The sequence below is a fragment of the Pseudomonas sp. UBA3153 genome, assembly GCF_002364635.1.
GTDB classification, from domain to species: domain Bacteria; phylum Pseudomonadota; class Gammaproteobacteria; order Pseudomonadales; family Pseudomonadaceae; genus Pseudomonas_O; species Pseudomonas_O kuykendallii.
In genome coordinates this window covers 152,700-169,255 of sequence record NZ_DEYR01000035.1, presented here as the reverse complement: position 1 = coordinate 169,255, position 16,556 = coordinate 152,700, and the positions used below count along the sequence as shown (strand labels likewise).

Annotated in this window: 13 protein-coding genes; 6 read left to right on the top strand and 7 right to left on the bottom strand. The window is 66.3% G+C overall.

Annotated features, from left to right (window positions below; genetic code table 11):
* Positions 1-254: 254 nt before the first annotated feature.
* From dctP to B2X67_RS09025, 6 genes are read left to right on the top strand one after another with little or no spacing between them, the layout of a single operon-like run.
* Entirely contained in the window at positions 255-1,172 is a 918-nt protein-coding gene (dctP, locus tag B2X67_RS09050) for a TRAP transporter substrate-binding protein DctP (protein ID WP_282341235.1), read from the top strand.
* Between the two features lie 33 nt (positions 1,173-1,205).
* Positions 1,206-1,724 (top strand): TRAP transporter small permease, encoded by a 519-nt coding sequence (locus tag B2X67_RS09045; protein ID WP_282341237.1) that lies wholly within the window; start codon positions 1,206-1,208, stop codon positions 1,722-1,724.
* The gene (locus B2X67_RS09040; RefSeq protein ID WP_282341238.1) at positions 1,717-3,018 is read left to right on the top strand and encodes a TRAP transporter large permease; all 1,302 of its coding nucleotides are present in this window, start codon (positions 1,717-1,719) and stop codon (positions 3,016-3,018) included. Before B2X67_RS09045 ends, B2X67_RS09040 begins: the two co-directional genes overlap by 8 nt.
* A 9-nt stretch (positions 3,019-3,027) precedes the next feature.
* On the top strand, positions 3,028-4,416 hold the full coding sequence (locus B2X67_RS09035; RefSeq protein WP_286785282.1) for an ethanolamine ammonia-lyase subunit EutB: 1,389 nt from the start codon (positions 3,028-3,030) through the stop codon (positions 4,414-4,416).
* Positions 4,413-5,240, top strand: coding sequence for an ethanolamine ammonia-lyase subunit EutC (gene eutC, locus B2X67_RS09030; RefSeq protein WP_286785281.1), 828 nt, complete (start codon positions 4,413-4,415; stop codon positions 5,238-5,240). Before B2X67_RS09035 ends, eutC begins: the two co-directional genes overlap by 4 nt.
* Positions 5,237-5,971: an aspartate/glutamate racemase family protein gene (locus B2X67_RS09025; protein ID WP_286785280.1), complete on the top strand. Its 735-nt coding sequence runs from the start codon at positions 5,237-5,239 to the stop codon at positions 5,969-5,971. The genes eutC and B2X67_RS09025 overlap by 4 nt, the downstream gene beginning before the upstream one ends.
* Here B2X67_RS09025 and B2X67_RS09020 read toward each other — a convergent pair.
* The 7 genes from B2X67_RS09020 to xdhA all read right to left on the bottom strand — a co-directional run bounded on the left by B2X67_RS09020 (position 5,968) and on the right by xdhA (position 16,327).
* Positions 5,968-7,437, bottom strand: a complete 1,470-nt coding sequence (locus tag B2X67_RS09020; protein WP_286785279.1) for a PepSY domain-containing protein — start codon at positions 7,435-7,437, stop codon at positions 5,968-5,970. The genes B2X67_RS09025 and B2X67_RS09020 overlap by 4 nt on opposite strands.
* Positions 7,438-7,445: 8 nt before the next feature.
* Entirely contained in the window at positions 7,446-9,593 is a 2,148-nt protein-coding gene (locus B2X67_RS09015; protein ID WP_286785278.1) for a TonB-dependent receptor, read from the bottom strand.
* Between the two features lie 97 nt (positions 9,594-9,690).
* Positions 9,691-10,068 carry a DUF2946 domain-containing protein gene (locus tag B2X67_RS09010; protein ID WP_286785277.1) on the bottom strand — a complete coding sequence of 126 codons (378 nt, stop codon included), beginning with the start codon at positions 10,066-10,068 and terminating at the stop codon, positions 9,691-9,693.
* Positions 10,069-10,134: 66 nt separating this feature from the next.
* Positions 10,135-11,439, bottom strand: coding sequence for a guanine deaminase (gene guaD, locus B2X67_RS09005; protein WP_286785276.1), 1,305 nt, complete (start codon positions 11,437-11,439; stop codon positions 10,135-10,137).
* 90 nt (positions 11,440-11,529) lie between these two features.
* Positions 11,530-12,369 carry a xanthine dehydrogenase accessory protein XdhC gene (gene xdhC / locus B2X67_RS09000; RefSeq protein WP_286785275.1) on the bottom strand — a complete coding sequence of 280 codons (840 nt, stop codon included), beginning with the start codon at positions 12,367-12,369 and terminating at the stop codon, positions 11,530-11,532.
* Positions 12,370-12,489: 120 nt separating this feature from the next.
* Positions 12,490-14,877, bottom strand: a complete 2,388-nt coding sequence (xdhB, locus tag B2X67_RS08995; protein ID WP_286785274.1) for a xanthine dehydrogenase molybdopterin binding subunit — start codon at positions 14,875-14,877, stop codon at positions 12,490-12,492.
* A complete protein-coding gene (gene xdhA / locus B2X67_RS08990) occupies positions 14,870-16,327 on the bottom strand; it encodes a xanthine dehydrogenase small subunit (RefSeq protein ID WP_286785273.1) in 1,458 nt (485 codons plus the stop codon). Before xdhA ends, xdhB begins: the two co-directional genes overlap by 8 nt.
* Positions 16,328-16,556: the final 229 nt, after the last annotated feature.

The following is a 16,556-nucleotide window of genomic DNA, read 5'->3' as shown; positions in this document are numbered from 1 at the left end:
GTGATTCTACCGCTATTGAGGCGTTATACCAGCATGGTCCGCCAGTAATTCGTTTTTGCTGGAGGTGTTGTAATGGTTGTATCGCTTGTGTTTTGCTGGTTGTATTGCTGATGTCATGCGCAATATCGCTTCCACCAGGCCCAAGGAGGGCAACTATGCAATCCCTACGCAAGATATTCGCCGTTGGCGCAACCGCGCTTACGCTCGGTTTAGGTTCATTTTCCAGCGCATTCGCTGCGGACGTATCGCTGCGCATGACGCACCTGTTCCGTGCCGACTCGGACGCCGGCAGGGCCGCGCAAGCCTTCGCCGACGAAGTGAAGCAGCGCAGCGATGGCCGCATAGAGGTCACCGTATACCCGGCCAGCCAGCTCGGCGACTGGACCGAAACCCACTCGCTGCTGATGCAGGGCGCCATCGACATCGGTCTGCAGGCGCTTTCCACCAACTTCGACCGACGCCTGGCCATTGCCTGGTTCCCCTATATCGCACCGACCTACGCCGAAGCCAAGACCGCTTACAGCCGTGGTGGCTTCGCCTACGACATCGTCGACGAACTGATCCAGAAGCAGGGCCTGCGACTGCTCGGCGTGTTTGGCGATGGCATGGGCGGCGCGGGTTTCGCCAAGGACGTCAGCAACCCTGCGACGCCGGGCGAGGATAAGCACTTGCGTATCCGCGTTTGGCCGGGTGGCACTACCCACCGCGTGCTGATGGAGAAGATGGGCTTCCAGGTGGCGACCATCCCTTGGGCAGAGCTTTACACCGGCATGCAAACCGGCGTGGTGGATGGCCAGATTGGCGGTTCGCCGGAGATGACCTACAGCAACTTCAAGGACATCACCAAGACCTGGGTGCAATACAACGATCACCTGGAGCTGGCCTGGTTCGTGATGAACAGCGAGCGTCTGGGTTCGCTTCCTGAAGCCGACCAGAAACTGCTGGTCGATGTCGCTCAGGATATCTCCTCCAAGCGTTTCGACAGCGTCGAAGCGGCCGACGAGCGCCAGCTGAAAGCATTGGAAGCCGGCGGCACCAAAGTCGTTCGCCTAACGCCCGAGCAGCTGCAGCAGATGGCGAGCTTCACCCGCGAAAAAGTCTGGCCGGTGATCGGCGAAGAACTGGGCGACGACGTGATGGCCAAGCTGCGCGCCGGCATCAAGCAGAACTGAGTGTTTGCGATCGAACACCGAGAGAGGTAACCCATGTCGAACGTCCTTCGCGGACTGCGTGCGGTCTGGTACGCCAAGATTTACCTGCAGCGCATCCTGGTGGTGCTTGCAGGGGTGAGCCTGACCGCGCTGATCTTCACCCAGGTGGTCTCCCGCTATTTCTTCGAGACGGCCATATTCGGGGTCGAGGAGATCGCCTGCTACGTCGCGGTATGGATGTACTTCCTCGGTGCTTCGGTCGGCGCGGAGCAGCGCGGGCATATGTCCGCGTCGCTGGTCGAACTGCTGCTGCGCGGTGAAACCGCGCAGCGGTTGGTCCGGTTGCTGGTCTGCGTGCTTTCGGTGACGCTCTGCGGCTGGATGACGATATGGGCCTGGGGCCTGGCGCGCTGGTCGCTGAAGCTCGGCATGATGTCCACCGAAATCAACCTGCCGGTGGGGTATGCGCAGTTGGCGATGCCGGTGGGCCTTGGTTTGATGACGCTGTATTTCCTGTTCGAGCTGATCGAACTGATCGTTCACTGGAAGCGGGAAGCGATTTCACATGATTGAGTACATCCTCATCGACGCCGCGATTCTCTGCGTGCTGCTGGTAATCGGCTTGCCGGTTCCGCTGTGTTTCGCGGCCGCGGTGCTGTTCCTGTTCAGCGTGGGCAACTTCGGCAATCCCTCGTTCCTGGTGAGCGCTGGATTCAGTCAGGTCTCCTCGGTGGTCCTGCTGGCGATTCCCCTTTACATCATCGCCGGCACCATCATGAGCCAGGGAGGCATCGCCGCCCGGCTGATCGACCTGGCGGAGTCCATCGTCGGGCGTTTTCGCGGCGGCCTGGGCATCGTCGTGATCCTCGCCACGGCGGTATTCGGGGCTATTTCCGGCATGGCCTCGTCGGCGGTGGCGGCGATCGGCACGACGATGATTCCGCGGATGGTCGAGAACGGTTACGACCGTGGTTACGCTGCCAGCCTGGTGGCCTGTTCCTCGGTACTCGCGCTGCTGCTGCCGCCGAGCGCCTCGATGATTCTCTACGGCTGGGTATCCGGTACCTCGATCACCGCAGCCTTCCTGGCGCCGATCCTGCCGGCGTTCATCCTCATTCTGCTGTTCGGGTTATTGAACTGGGTGCTCACGCGCAAGATGCCGTTGCGCCGCGAACCGGCGCTGCCGGCCCGCGAGTGGGGGCAGGAAATCGCCCGTCGGGGTCGCCGCGCGAGCCTGGGCCTGGTCATGCCGTTGATCATCCTGGGCTGCATCTACGGCGGCGTCACCACGCCGACCGAGGCGGCGGCGATCGCGGTCATCTACGCCGTCCCGCTCAGCGTGCTGATCTATCGCGATATGGGCTGGAAGGATCTCTACACCACGCTTTGGAAGTCCGGGCAGATGACCGGCGTGCTGCTGGTGCTGGTGTTCTTCGCCTCGATGCTGTCGCGCATGCTGACCATGCAGAACGTGCCGCAACTGATGCTCGAAGGCTTCACCCACGTCAGCGAGAACCCGCTGGTGTTGCTGCTGATGGTCAACCTGTTCCTGATCGTGGTGGGCATGTTGATGGACGACGCCAGCGCGATCCTGCTGGCGACGCCGATGCTGATGCCGATCATGCACAACCTGAACATCGATCCGGTGCATTTCGCCGCGATCATCGCCACCAACCTGGGCATGGGCCTGATCACGCCGCCCACCGCACCGCTGCTCTATCTTGGCTCACTGGTGGGCAAGGTGCCGCTGGTCAGGATGCTGTCGCCGACCATGGTGTTCCTGCTGTTCGCCTACATGCCAGTGGTGCTGCTCACCACCTACGTCCCGGCGCTGTCGCTGACGCTGCCGCGTCTGATGGGTTATTAAGGGGCCGAGATGATCTATCGACATCGGGTCGGAATCCGCGAGTATCGTTTCGAAGGCCTGGCCCAGTTGATGGCGCGCGCTACCCCGTTGCGCTCCGGCGACGTGCTGGCAGGTATCGCGGCAAGCAGTGCCGAGGAGCGTGTCGCCGCGATGCGCGCGCTGGCAGAAGTGCCGTTGAAGCGCTTTCTCGAGGAGTGGCTGATCCCGTACGAGAGCGACGAGGTGACGCGGCTGATTGCCGACCGCCACGACCCCCAGGCGTTTGAACCGGTCGCCGACCTCTGCGTCGGCGAGTTTCGCGACTGGCTCCTTTCCGACGCTGCCGACGAGACGGCCCTCGCGGCCTTGCGCCAGGGGCTGACGCCGGAAATGACCGCGGCGGTGAGCAAGCTGATGCGGGTTCAGGACCTGATCCTGGTGGCACGCAAATGCCGGGTCGTCAGCCGCTTCCGCAACACCCTCGGGCTGGGCGGGCGGCTATCCACCCGGCTGCAGCCAAACCACCCCACCGACGACCCTTCGGGGATCGCCGCGTCGCTGGTCGATGGCCTTCTCTACGGTAACGGCGATGCGGTAATCGGCATCAACCCGGCCACCGACAACGTGCCGGCCGTGGCCCGCCTGCTGCACATGCTCGACGAGGTGATCCGCAGTTACGAGATTCCCACCCAGTCGTGCGTGCTCACCCATGTCACCAACACGCTGCAGGTGATCGAGCAGGGCGCGCCCGTCGATCTGGTCTTCCAATCGATCGCCGGCACCCAGAAGGCCAACGAGAGTTTCGGCATCTCCCTATCGCTGCTACGCGAGGCGCATGAGGCGGGCCTTTCGCTGCGTCGCGGAAGCGTCGGCGACGATCTGATGTATTTCGAGACCGGGCAGGGCAGCGCACTGTCTGCCGATGCCCATCACGGCGTCGACCAGCAGACCTGCGAGGCGCGCGCCTATGCGGTGGCCCGCGAGTTCAGGCCGTTGCTGGTGAATACGGTGGTCGGCTTCATCGGCCCCGAATACCTGTACGACGGCAAACAGATCATCCGCGCCGGCCTGGAGGATCACTTCTGCGCCAAGCTGCTTGGCGTGCCGATGGGCTGCGACATCTGCTACACCAATCACGCCGAAGCCGATCAGGACGACATGGACATGCTGCTGACGCTGCTGGGCAACGCCGGGATCAACTTCATCATGGGAATTCCGGGCTCGGACGACGTGATGCTGAACTACCAGACCACGTCCTTCCACGACGCGCTTTACGCTCGCCAGGTGCTTGGACTGCGTCCCGCGCCTGAGTTCGAGGCCTGGCTGGAGCGCATGGGCATCTTCGATGCGGCCGGACGTATTGCCGTCGCCGAGCAGTTGCCGGCGCCCTTCGCGCGGGCTCTGGAAGCGTTGCGATGAGCGGGCATCGCGGCGTTACCGGCAATCCCTGGGAGTCCCTGCGTCAGTTCACCGATGCGCGCATCGCGCTCGGGCGCAGTGGTTCGAGCCTGCCGACACGGCCCTGGCTGGATTTCCAGCTGGCCCATGCCCAGGCGCGCGACGCCGTGCATCTGCCGCTGGACACTGAGGCACTGCGGGCCGAGCTGGCGCAGCGCTTCGACGAGGTGCTGACCCTGCACAGCGCCGCGGCGGACCGCCAGACCTATTTGCGTCGGCCCGACCTCGGGCGCCGCCTCGAGGAAGCCTCAACGCGGGCGCTGGAGGCCCGGGCGGGGGCGTCCTGCGACCTGGCTTTCGTGTTGGCCGACGGTCTCTCGGCGAAGGCGCTGCAGCAGAATGCGTTGCCTTTCATCGATGCCCTGCTTCCCGCCGTCCAGCGCGCGGGGCTTTCCGTCGGACCGGTCTGCCTGGTCTCGCAGGGCCGGGTGGCAATTGGCGATCCGATCGGCGAGCGCCTCGGTGCGCGGCTGGTACTGGTGCTGATCGGCGAACGCCCCGGCCTCAGTTCGCCGGACAGCCTGGGCTTGTACCTGACCTACGCACCGCGCAGCGGCCGCAACGACGCCGAGCGCAATTGCATCTCGAACATCCGCCCCGCCGGGCAAGTCCCGCAGGAGGCGGCGCAGCGCGCCCTCTACCTGGTGCGAGAGGCGCTGCGCCGGCAGCTGTCGGGGGTCTCGCTGAAAGACGAGACGCAGACTCTCGAGGTTTCGGTGAGCGGTGCGCGCAACGATTTCCGGCTCACCTTCGATGAGCCGTCCAACCCTGGAGAAACACCATGAAGTATCAGGTTCGCCCCGGCGTGGAGAGCTATGGTCACGCCATCGGCATCCTGCTGATCGATTGCTCGACACCGTTCGTCCCCGGCGATGTCGGCAATGCCTCCACCTATGATTACCCGGTGCTCTACCGCACCGTGCCGGACGTGACCCTCGAGCGGCTCATCGAGCAGGGCGACGAGAGCCTGGTGCAGAACGTCATCGACACCGCGCTCGAGCTGCAACGCATGGGCGTGCGCGCGATCACCAGCGATTGCGGCTACATGGTGCGTTACCAGCACAAGGTCGCGGCGGCGCTGGATACCCCGGTGATCCTCTCCAGCCTGCTGCAACTCCCGATGATCGAGCGCACCCTCGGGCCGCAGCGCAAGGTCGGCATCATCTGCGCCAACGCGCGGCGGCTGACCCCGGAGCTGCTGGCGATCGCCGGGCTTTCCGATCCCTCGCGCGCGGTGATTCGCGGCCAGGAAGACCAGCCGCAGTTCCGCGGCCCGATCCTCGACGAGACCGGCACGCTCGACCAGGAGGCCATCGAGGCGGAAGTGGTGGCGGTGGCGCGGGAGATGGTGACGACGCACCCGGAGGTGGGGGCGATCCTCCTCGAATGCTCGAACCTGCCGCCTTACGCGGCGGCGGTTCAGGCGGTCACCGGGCGCCTGGTCTTCGACTTCACCACGCTGATCGACGGCTTCCAGCATGCCTCGCGGCGGCGCCGCTTCGCCGGTATCTACTAGGTCCTGCGGCGCTTGCGCAGCCGTCGCCAACCGAGCACCACACCGCTCAGGCTGATCACCAGCCCGCCCAGGCTGAAGGCGAGCATCAGCACGTCGCGCAGCAGCGGGCGTTGCAGCAGCGGCTGCCAGTCCCAGCTGTGCAGCAGGTTGAACAGCCAGCGCGCCAGGCGACGGCGTTCGTCCAGCTGCTCCAGCAGCGCGCCGCTGCGTGGATCGATGTGCAGCCAGGTGCCGGCGGCATCGTCGACGCGCACGCGCAGCACCGGAAGGGGGCGTTGCAGGCCGCCGTTCATGCTCTGTTCGGCGCGGGCGAAGTAGTAGAAGTCGTAGGCCGGCAGCTCGTCGAAATCCATCGCCGTACCTGGCGCCATCGCCTGAACGGCGCGGCGCAGGGTGCTTTCCGGCAGGCGCCGCAGCGGCTCGTTCGCGTCGTCCATCGCAAGCACGCGGCTGTTGCCGTCGCCCTCCAGCGCCTGCAGGACGCCTTCGCCGCCGACCATCCGCCACTCCAGCTCGCGCGGCTGCAGGCCCGCCTGGCGAAAGCGTGCCAGTGCCTCGCGCACCGGCAGCGGGAACGCCTCGGCACGCAGGGCGCCGCCCTGGTAGGCCGATGCCGTCAGCCTGGATTGGCTGTCCAGCAGTTGCCAGGGGCGCAACGACATCAGCCCGCTGAAGGTCCAGGCGATCACCACGCCGCCAAACAGCAACCCGCCGATGTGGTGCCAGCGCGCGAAGCCGCCGCGATAGGGCGAGCGCGAGCCGCTGCGATAAGGGCGGGAGAAACGCCAGCGCAGCACGCCGACCACCTGCCCGAGCAGCGCCATCGCGGTGGCGGCGAGCGCCGAGTAGATCACCAGGTTCGACCACCAGGGGCCGCGCAGCGGATACAGCCAGTGCAGCCAGGCACCGATCCAGTTCCAGGCCCGTTCGGTGCGGGTCGCATCGCGCACCACCGCGCCGCTGTGGCTGGAGATGTACAGCTGGCGACCCTCGGCATCGTCCAGTTGCACCCGGTGCAGCGGACGATCGCCGTCCAGCGCGCGGCTGTGGGTCCAGGCGTCCTCTTCGACCAGGCCCAGGTAATGCGCCGTGGCGCGTGGATCGAACTGCCGCGCGCTGGCCAGCGCGCCGGCTTCGTCGACCGGCGCGATTCGCCTGCCGTCGAGGGCGTCCAGCGTCACGCCGCTGCCATCGGCATAGCCGAGCAGGTAGCGCGGGCGCCCCTCGCTGCTGCTCAGGCGCAGGCTTTGCGGGGCCTCGTCGCGGCCGCTGGCGGCGAGCACCTGCGCCAGGTCGATGCAGCAATCGCGCGCGGGCAGCTCCGGCAGGTGCGCCAGGTGTTCGCCCGGCGTCAGCTTGGGGTAGCCGACGTAGAGCATCACCATGCCGGAGACGAACCACAGCGCCATCAGCAGACACAGGCCGATACCCAGCCAGCGGTGCCACAGATAGAAGTAGCGCTTCATCGGCGGCCTCAGAAGCGCGTGTTCAGCGACAGCTCCAGGCTGCGTGGTTCGCCCACGTAGTACTGGCTGTTGCTCTGGTGGATGAAGCGCGCGTAGACCTCGTCGGTGAGGTTGCGCAGTCGCGCGGTGAGGTCGGTGCGCTCGTCGACGCGGTACTTCACGAAGGCGCCGAGCAGCGTGTAGGAGGGCACCCACATGGTGTTGGCGTTGTTCGCGTAGACCGAGGCCACGTAGCGCGCATCGACGCCGCCCTGCCAGCTCGGGTCGAAGTCGTAGGTCAGCCAGAGGTTGCCGACGCGCCCGGGGATGTTCACCGGCGTCTTGCCTTTGCGCGACACCGGAACGCCGCCGGCGACCTCGTTGAAGTCGTCGTAGCGCGCATCGACCCAGGCGAAGTTCGCCTCGGCCAGCAGGCGCTCGGTGACCTTGAACGAGCCGGCCAGCTCGACGCCGTCGGAGGTCTGCTGGCCGGCCTGAATGGTCGCGTTGGCGTTGTTCGGGTCGGTGACCGGGAAATCCTTGCGCACGATGCGGTAGGCGGCGACCGTGGCAGAGGCACGACCGTCGAGGAAGTCCAGCTTGCTGCCGACCTCGACCTGGCGCCCGGTGCTGAGATCGAAGTCGCGCACCTGGGTGGCGCTGGCGCCGGTCAGCGTACCGCCCGGCGGCTCGGCCGAGGTGCTGTATTGCACGTAGAAACTGGCGTCGTCGCTGAGGTCGAAGACCAGTCCGGCGCGCCCGGTGATGGCGTCCCAGCGGCGATCCACCTGCACGGCATTGAGGTGGTCGGTGACGCTGAAGTCGATGTGGTCGTAACGCAGCGCGGTGACCAGCGACAGGCGTTCGCCGAGTTCCTGGCGGTTCTCTACGAAGGCCGAACGGGTCTCGATCTCGTTGCTGCGGGATTTGCGCGCGGCCGCGCTCATGCCGGGGATGTCATCGAAATGGCCGGGGTCGAAGTCGCCCGGTGCGACGCTGTCGAAGGCGCCGCCCGAGCGCGGATACACCGATTGCTGGTTGACGCTGTAGTCCGCCCCCAGCGCCCAGTCGCTGGCGAGACCGAACAGATGCGCCTGGCGCAGCAACTCGAAGCGGTTGCCGTTGAGCTCCTGGTCGTGGCGCTGCCGGTAGCCGCCGGAGCGGTTGATCGCCGAGTTGTCGGCGTTGTAGGCATACACCTCGAGGTTGCGGTAATCACGCTGGCCTTCGTAGTGGTAGAAGGTGTTGCGCAGCGAGGTCTGCTCGTCGAGGCGGTAGTCGGTGATCGAGCGCAGCCAGCGGGTGCGCTGCTCGTAGCGGCCGTCCTCGACGTTGTAGTTGGCGAAGCGTTCGTGCCGGTCGATCTTCAGCTCGCCGGCTTTCGGGTTGAGCGTCGGCGTGCCCCAGTACGGGCTGTCCTCCTGCTCTTCCAGATATTCGATGGCCAGGGTGTGCGAGAGATCGGGCGTGAGGTCGCTGAGCAGCGAGAACGCCAGGTTGTTCGCGACGCGCTCCTGGCGATCGATGTAGCCGTTGCTGCTGTCGCGGCTGAAATCCACCCGTGCGTAATGGCGCGGGCCGGGGCCTTCGTTGAGCGCCTGGTTGTAGCCGATGGCGGTCTGCCGGGTGTCGAAACGGGCGTAGCTGATGCGCGCCTCGCCGGCACTTTCCTCGCGGCTGGCCAGCTTGGTCACGTAGTTCAGCGTGCCACCCACCGAGCCGCTGCCATGGGCGAACGAAGAAGGCCCGCCGATCAGCTCGACGCGGTCATAGATCCAGGCGTTCACCGGGCGATTGGCCGAGCCGTATTGCAGGCTGATGCCGTTGAACAGCTGGTTGACCTGGGCACCGTTGAAGCCGCGGTAGGCGACGTAGCCGCCCCAGCCGGGCGGCGCCGAGGCGTTCACGCCGGGCAGCGCGTTGGCGACCTCCTGGAAATCGCGCGCGCCGAGGCGTTCGATGCGTGCGCGATCGGCAACGCTGACCGAGGCCGGGTTCTCGCGCAGGGTCAGGCCCAGGCGCGAGCCGGTGTCCGCCGTGTCGTCGAGGTGCAGGCCGCTGTTTTCTTCCTGCTCGGCGCTGACGCTGGCGCCGGGCAGGGTGAGGGGCGGATGGTCGGCGAACGCGGGGGTGCAGAAGCCGGCGAGCAGCGCCAGCGGGAGGCTGAAATCTTTCATCGTTGATGACTTCCATGCGAGGACGGTCGCTCTCCCGTGGACCGTGCGCGCAGGCGCCGGCCGGGAAGGGCGTGGAGAGTTCAGGGCGATGGAAGCGTCAGGGCGAAGCGCGGGGGTTTATCGAAGGCCAGAGGTGGCGCGGTGGCGGTTGGGCGAAGGTCAGCGCCAGCAGCGGGGCGATGCCCGGAGCGGCGAGCGCCTGCACGAGCCAGCCGTTGCTGTTGATCGCCACGGCCACGGAAGCCGAGGAGCACAGCGGGCACGCATTCATCGACGGCAGCGTGGACTTGCCATCGGAGGAGGGCGCATGGCTGCCGTGGTCGGCGCTCTCCGCCGAGCAGAACCCGCCTTCCAGGCCGCTGAGGCTGAGGGCGCTCATCTGCCCGTGATGCAGACCGCAGGCGAACAGATTGAGCAGGACGCAGGCGAGCAGCATCCAGGCAATCAGTGAGCGGTCTTGGCGGGCGATCTTCATGGGCGGCGACTCTAACAGCGTCGCGCCGCCGGGCAAACACCCGGCGCGCGGCGCGCGGCGCTCGCCTCAGTCGCGGCGGTGCAGCGAGCGGCCGGCGGCGAAGGTTTCCTTCACCGCGCGGTCGTCGCCCAGGGTGATCAGCGCGAAGAGTTTCTCAGCGAAGGTCTTCGCCTGCTTCAGGCGGAACTCCAGCAGCGGCGTGGCCTTGTAGTCGAGGACCACGAAGTCGGCCTCCTTGCCGGCGGCGAAGTTGCCGATCTTGTCGTCGAGGTACAGCGAGCGGGCGCCGCCGAGGGTCGCCAGGTACAGCGACTTGAAGGGGTTCAGCGATTCGCCGCGCAACTGCAGCACCTTGTACGCCTCGCTCAGGGTGGTCAGCTGGGAGAAGCTGGTGCCGCCGCCGACATCGGTGCCTAGGCCGACGCGCACGCCATGGCCTTCCACTCGCGGCAGGTCGAACAGTCCGCTGCCGATGAACAGGTTGGAGGTCGGGCAGAAGGCCACCGCCGAGCCGGTTTCGCCGAGCCGGGCGCATTCCTCGTCGCACAGGTGCACGCCGTGGGCGAACACCGCCCGCGGGCCGATCAGCCCGTGGTGGTCGTAGACGTCCAGGTAGTTCTTGTGCTCGGGGAACAGCGCCTTCACCCAGTCGATCTCCTTGAGGTTCTCGGAGAGGTGGGTGTGCATGTACAGGTCCGGGTACTCGCCAAACAGCTTGCCGGCCAGCGCCAGTTGCTCGGAGGTGCTGGTGGGCGCGAAGCGCGGCGTTACCGCGTAGCTCAGGCGGCCCTTGCCGTGCCAGCGCTCGATCAGCGCCTTGCTGTCGGCGTAGCCGGATTCCGGGGTGTCCTGCAGGAAGTCCGGCGCGTTGCGGTCCATCAGCACCTTTCCGGCGATCATCCGCAGGTTGCGCGCCAGGGCGGCCTCGAAGAACGCGTCCACCGACTGCTTGTGCACGCTGCCGAACACCAGCGCGGTGGTGGTGCCGTTGCGCAGCAGCTCACCGAGGAACACCTCGGCATTCTCGGCGGCCACCTCGGCATCGGCGAAACGGCCTTCGGCGGGAAAGGTGTAGGTATTCAGCCACTCCAGCAACTGCGTGCCGTAGGAGCCGATCACGCCGACCTGCGGGAAGTGGATGTGGGTGTCGATGAAGCCCGGCGTGATCAGCGCGTCCGGGTACTCGGTGACCGTGACGCCGCTGAAGCGCTCCAGTAATTCTTCGGCCGGGCCGACCGCCAGCACGCGACCATTTTCGACGACCAGCAGGCCATCCTCGAAATAGGCGTAGGACTGCTCGACGCCGACCTTCGAGGGATCGGCCAGGCTGTGGAGGATGGCGGCGCGGTAGGCCTGGGTGGTGTGGCTCATGATGCGAGGTCTCATGCGTAGGGTGCGCTGTGCGCACCGAAAAATGGGGTGGGGCAGTGGGCGCGCAGCGCACCCTACACGGGCATTGACTCAGGAGCGGCGTGAGGCAGGCAGTAGCTTCGCCACGCCGGACTCGCCTTTTTTCACACTCTGGCCAAAACCTGCGTTGTAGGTAGCGATCACTTCACCGGCGATGGAAATGGCGATCTCCACCGGCAGTTTGCCTTTCACCTCGGCGATACCCATCGGGCAGCGCATGCGTTGCAGCAGCTCGCTGCTCAGGCCGCGCTCGCGCAGGCGATGCTCGAACCTGGCGCGCTTGGTCTTCGAGCCAATCAAGCCGAAGTAGGCAAAATCACCACGTTTGAGGATGGCCGCGGTCAGCTCAAGGTCGAGTTGGTGGTTATGGGTCATGACGATGAAATAGCTGCCGGCGGGCATCGCCGCGACTTGGTCGACCACGTCGTCGTCGAGAACCCGGACCACGCCGGCGGGAATCGCGGGCGGAAACTCGGCCTCGCGCGAGTCGATCCAGCGCACCTTGCACGGCAGCCCGGCGAGCAGCGGGACCAGCGCGCGACCGACGTGGCCGGCGCCGAACACGGCGATCTGCGCCTGCGGCTGGCCCATCGGCTCGAACAGCAGCACGGTGGCGCCGCCGCAGCACTGGCCGAGGCTGGCGCCGAGGGAGAAGCGCTCCAGGCGGGTGTCCTGAGTGCGCGCCGCGAGCATCTCGCGGGCCATTTCCATGGCCTTGAATTCCAGGTGCCCGCCGCCGATGGTCTCGAAGGTCCGCTCGCGGGTGACGACCATCTTCGAGCCGGCGTTGCGCGGCGTCGAGCCACGCTCCTCGATGATGGTCACCAGCACGCACGGCTCGCCCTGCTGCTGCAGGTCGGCAAGGGCATTGATCCAGCCGGTGTTGCTCATGTCGTTAACCTCGTCGGCTGCCGCTTGTTGGCGGGGCTTCGGTGGGCTGAAGCCCACCCTACGTTGACCTGGGGCGCCGTATCCGCTGGTAGGGTGGGCTTCAGCCCACCGTGCGTTGCATCACGCCTCGACCGTCGCCTGCGGCTCGGAGGCCGCCTGCTGCTTGAGCGTGCGCATCTGTTCCACGCCCCAGAGCACGCGCTCCGGGGTGGCAGGGGCGTCGATCCGGGGCTGCACGCGGTAGTCGCCGAGGCTCGCCACGGCATCCTTGATCGCACACCAGGCGGAAATGCCGAGCATGAACGGCGGCTCGCCGACGGCCTTGGAATGGAACACCGTCTGCTCGGGGTTCTTGCGGTTCTCCACCAGCTTCACGCGCATGTCCAGCGGCATGTCGGCCACGGCGGGAATCTTGTAGCTCGCCGGACCGCTGGTCATCAGCTTGCCCTGTGCGTTCCACACCAGCTCCTCGGTGGTCAGCCAGCCCATGCCCTGGACGAAGGCGCCTTCCACCTGGCCGATGTCGATGGCCGGGTTCAGCGAGTCGCCGACGTCGTGGAGGATGTCGGCGCGGAGCATCTTGTATTCCCCGGTCAGGGTATCGACGATCACTTCGGTGCAGGCGGCGCCGTAGGCGAAGTAGTAGAACGGCCGGCCGCGCGCCAGGCTGCGGTCGTAATAGATCTTCGGCGTGCGATAGAAACCGGTGGACGACAGCGACACCTGGCCGAAATAGGCGAGCTGGATCAGCTCCTCGAACGACAGGTAGCGCTCGCGGGCACGCACCTGGCCGTTGCGGAACTCGACTTCCTCCGGACCGATGCCGAAGTGCCGGGAGGCGAACTCCACCAGGCGTTGCTTGATCGTCTCGGCGGCATTCTGCGCGGCCTTGCCGTTCAGGTCGGCGCCGCTGGACGCGGCCGTCGGCGAGGTGTTCGGCACCTTGTCGGTGTTGGTGGCGGTGATCTGGATGCGCGAGATGTCGACCTGAAAGACTTCGGCCACCACCTGCGCGACCTTGGTGTTCAGGCCCTGGCCCATCTCGGTGCCGCCGTGGTTCAGGTGGATGCTGCCGTCGGTGTAGACATGCACCAGCGCGCCGCCCTGGTTGAGAAAGCTGGAGGTGAAGCTGATGCCGAACTTCACCGGGGTCAGCGCCAGGCCCTTCTTCAGGTACGGGCTCTGCGCGTTGAAGGCGCGGATCGCCTCGCGGCGTTCGGCGTAGTCGGCGCTGGCTTCCAGCTCGGCGGTCATTTCCGCCATCAGGTTGTGTTCGACCGTCTGGTAGTAATGGGTGACGTTGCGCTCGTCCTTGCCGTAGTAGTTGAGCTTGCGCACGGCCAGCGGGTCCTTGCCCAGCTGGCGCGCGACGGCGTCCATGATTTCCTCGATGGCGACCATTCCCTGCGGGCCACCGAAGCCGCGGTAGGCGGTGTTCGAGGCCAGGTTAGTCTTGCAGCGGTGGCCGTTGATCTCGGCATCGCCCAGGTAATAGGCGTTGTCGGCATGGAACATGGCGCGGTCGACGATCGCCCCGGAGAGGTCTGGCGAATAGCCGCAGTTGCCGGCCAGCTCGATGCGAATGCCGTGCAGCAGGCCATCGTCGTCGAAACCGACGTCGTACTCGACGTAGAACGGGTGGCGCTTGCCGGTGATCTGCATGTCGTCCACACGCGGCAGGCGCATCTTGGTCGGCCGCCCGGTGAGCCGCGCGATCACCGCGCAGAGGCACGCCGGCGCCGCCGCCTGGGTTTCCTTGCCGCCGAAACCGCCGCCCATGCGGCGCATGTCGATGACGATCTTGTGCATCGGCACGCCGAGCACCTCGGCCACCAGCTTCTGCACTTCGGTGGGGTTCTGCGTCGAGGTGTAGACGATCATCCCGCCATCTTCGGCGGGCATCACCGAGGAAATCTGCGTCTCCAGGTAGAAGTGCTCCTGGCCGCCGATGTGCAGGCTGCCCTGCAGTCGGCGCGGTGCGCTGGCCAACGCGGCGGCGGAGTCGCCGCGCTTGTGCTGGTGGCTGTCGAGGACGAAGTGCTTGTTGCGCAGCGCCTCGACCACATCGAGCACCGGCTCCAGGTCTTCGTACTCGATGATCGCCGCCATCGCCGCCTTGCGTGCGGTTTCCAGGCTGTCGGCCGCCACTGCGACGACGATCTGCCCGACGTACTGGACGATGTCCTCGGCCAGCAGCGGATCGCCCGGCAGTACCGGACCGATGTCCAACTGGCCGGGCACGTCCTTGCTGGTGATGGCGATAGCCACGCCGGGAATCGCGTAGCAGGGCGCGGTATCGATCTTCAGGATGCGCGCGTGGGCGCGGTCGGAAAGCCGCGCGTAGACGTGCAGCTGGTTGGGAAACTCCAGGCGGTCGTCGATGTACACCGCCTCGCCGGAAACGTGCTTGTCGGCACTCTCGTGCTTGAGGCTGCGACCGACACCGGTGGTCAGCTCGGCGCGGAACAGTTCGGCCAGTTCCTCCTGGCTTTTGGTCGGCTTATGCATAAGCGGTGACTCGCGTTTCGGTGGCGGGGCGCTGCTGCTCGGCGAAGCATTTGCGCAGCAGGTTCTGGGCGACCAGCAGGCGATACTCGCGGCTGGCGCGGAAGTCGCTGAGCGGGGTGAAGTCCTCGGCCAGCGCGGCGCAGGCGCGCTCGACCGTGTCGGCGTCCCAGGCGGCGTCGGTCAGCACCCGCTCGCAGGCGGCGGCGCGCCTGGGAATCGCCGCCATGCCACCGAAGGCGATGCGCGCCTCGCGCACCAAACCGCCGTCGAGGCTTAGGGCGAAGGCGGCGCAGACCGCGGAAATGTCATCGTCCAGTCGTTTCGACACCTTGTAGGCACGGAACTGCTGCCCGGCCGTCGCGCGCGGGACGATGATCTTCTCGATGAACTCGCCGTCCTCGCGGGCGGTGATCTTGTAGTCGATGAAGTAATCCTCCAGCGCCAGCTCGCGGCTCGCCGCGCCCTTGCGCAGGACGATGCGCGCGCCGAGGGCGATCAAGAGCGGCGGGGCGTCGCCGATCGGCGAGGCGTTGCCGATGTTGCCGCCCAGGGTGCCCTGGTTGCGGATCTGCAGTGAGGCGAAGCGCTGCAGCAACTCGCCGAAATCGGCGTACTCGCGGTTCAGCACCTCGAAGCAATCGGTGAGCGAGGTGGCGGCCCCGATCTCGATACGCTCGTCGAACACCTCGACGCGCTTCATTTCCTCGACATGGCCGACGTAGATCATCACCGGCAGTTCGCGGTGGAACTGGGTGACTTCCAGCGCCAGGTCGGTGCCGCCGGCGAGCAGGCGCGCCTGCGGATTGGCGAGGTACAAATCGGCGAGGTCGGCGACGGTCAGCGGCAGCAGGCAGCGCTTGCTGCCGTCGCTCAGCTCGGCGGTACCCTGCGGGGCGATCGCCTTGAGGCGGGCGATGGTCTCGGCCTCGGCGGCGTCGAACTGATCGGGTTGCGCCTGGCAGCAGCTCTGCTCGGCGGCGTCGAGGATCGGCCGGTAGCCGGTGCAGCGGCACAGGTTGCCAGCCAGCGCCTCGTGCACCTGGTGCGCATCGTGGCCTTTGCCGGACTGGTTCTTCTGCAGGGCGAACAGGCTCATCACGAAGCCCGGCGTGCAGAACCCGCACTGCGAGCCGTGGTGGTCGACCATCGCCTGCTGCACGCTGTGCAACCGGCCCTGGTGCTTCAAGTCCTCGACGGCGATCAGTTGCTTGCCGTGCAGCGCGGAGACGAAGGTCAGGCAGGAATTCAGGGTGCGATAGCGGATGCGCTCGACGCCATCGGTGCGGGTCAGCTCGCCGACCACCACGGTACAGGCGCCGCAGTCGCCGGAGGCGCAGCCTTCCTTGGTGCCGGGTTTGCCAACGCGTTCGCGCAGGTAGCGCAGCACGGTGAGGTTGGGGTCGAGGTCATGCTCGCTACGCAGCTCACGGTTGAGCAGAAACTGGATCAAATCGACCTCCGGCAAGGTTCTTTTCAGGCATGTTTTGCACGCGTGGAATCTAGGGTCGCTTGACTTGCAGGTCAATAAAAATTGACTTCAAAGTCAGAAAAAAGCCCGTGACTGTGTCTGTTCACGGAGCGGAACCCTGAATTCATAGCGGATTCTGTGCCAAATGCCCGTGACGATGGCCGGGCGATACGGCCGCGTCATGCGGTCGGGCGGCGGCCACGCGCGCAGG

What these genes read in the sequence shown, in the direction of transcription:
- B2X67_RS09015 (WP_286785278.1), bottom strand. Translation starts at nt 9,593, where the DNA reads ATGAAAGATTTCAGCCTCCCGCTGGCGCTGCTCGCCGGCTTCTGCACC.
- xdhB (WP_286785274.1), bottom strand. Translation starts at nt 14,877, where the DNA reads ATGCATAAGCCGACCAAAAGCCAGGAGGAACTGGCCGAACTGTTCCGC.
- B2X67_RS09020 (WP_286785279.1), bottom strand. Translation starts at nt 7,437, where the DNA reads ATGAAGCGCTACTTCTATCTGTGGCACCGCTGGCTGGGTATCGGCCTG.
- B2X67_RS09040 (WP_282341238.1), top strand. Translation starts at nt 1,717, where the DNA reads ATGATTGAGTACATCCTCATCGACGCCGCGATTCTCTGCGTGCTGCTG.
- B2X67_RS09025 (WP_286785280.1), top strand. Translation starts at nt 5,237, where the DNA reads ATGAAGTATCAGGTTCGCCCCGGCGTGGAGAGCTATGGTCACGCCATC.
- xdhC (WP_286785275.1), bottom strand. Translation starts at nt 12,369, where the DNA reads ATGAGCAACACCGGCTGGATCAATGCCCTTGCCGACCTGCAGCAGCAG.
- B2X67_RS09035 (WP_286785282.1), top strand. Translation starts at nt 3,028, where the DNA reads ATGATCTATCGACATCGGGTCGGAATCCGCGAGTATCGTTTCGAAGGC.
- dctP (WP_282341235.1), top strand. Translation starts at nt 255, where the DNA reads ATGACGCACCTGTTCCGTGCCGACTCGGACGCCGGCAGGGCCGCGCAA.
- B2X67_RS09010 (WP_286785277.1), bottom strand. Translation starts at nt 10,068, where the DNA reads ATGAAGATCGCCCGCCAAGACCGCTCACTGATTGCCTGGATGCTGCTC.
- guaD (WP_286785276.1), bottom strand. Translation starts at nt 11,439, where the DNA reads ATGAGCCACACCACCCAGGCCTACCGCGCCGCCATCCTCCACAGCCTG.
- B2X67_RS09045 (WP_282341237.1), top strand. Translation starts at nt 1,206, where the DNA reads ATGTCGAACGTCCTTCGCGGACTGCGTGCGGTCTGGTACGCCAAGATT.
- eutC (WP_286785281.1), top strand. Translation starts at nt 4,413, where the DNA reads ATGAGCGGGCATCGCGGCGTTACCGGCAATCCCTGGGAGTCCCTGCGT.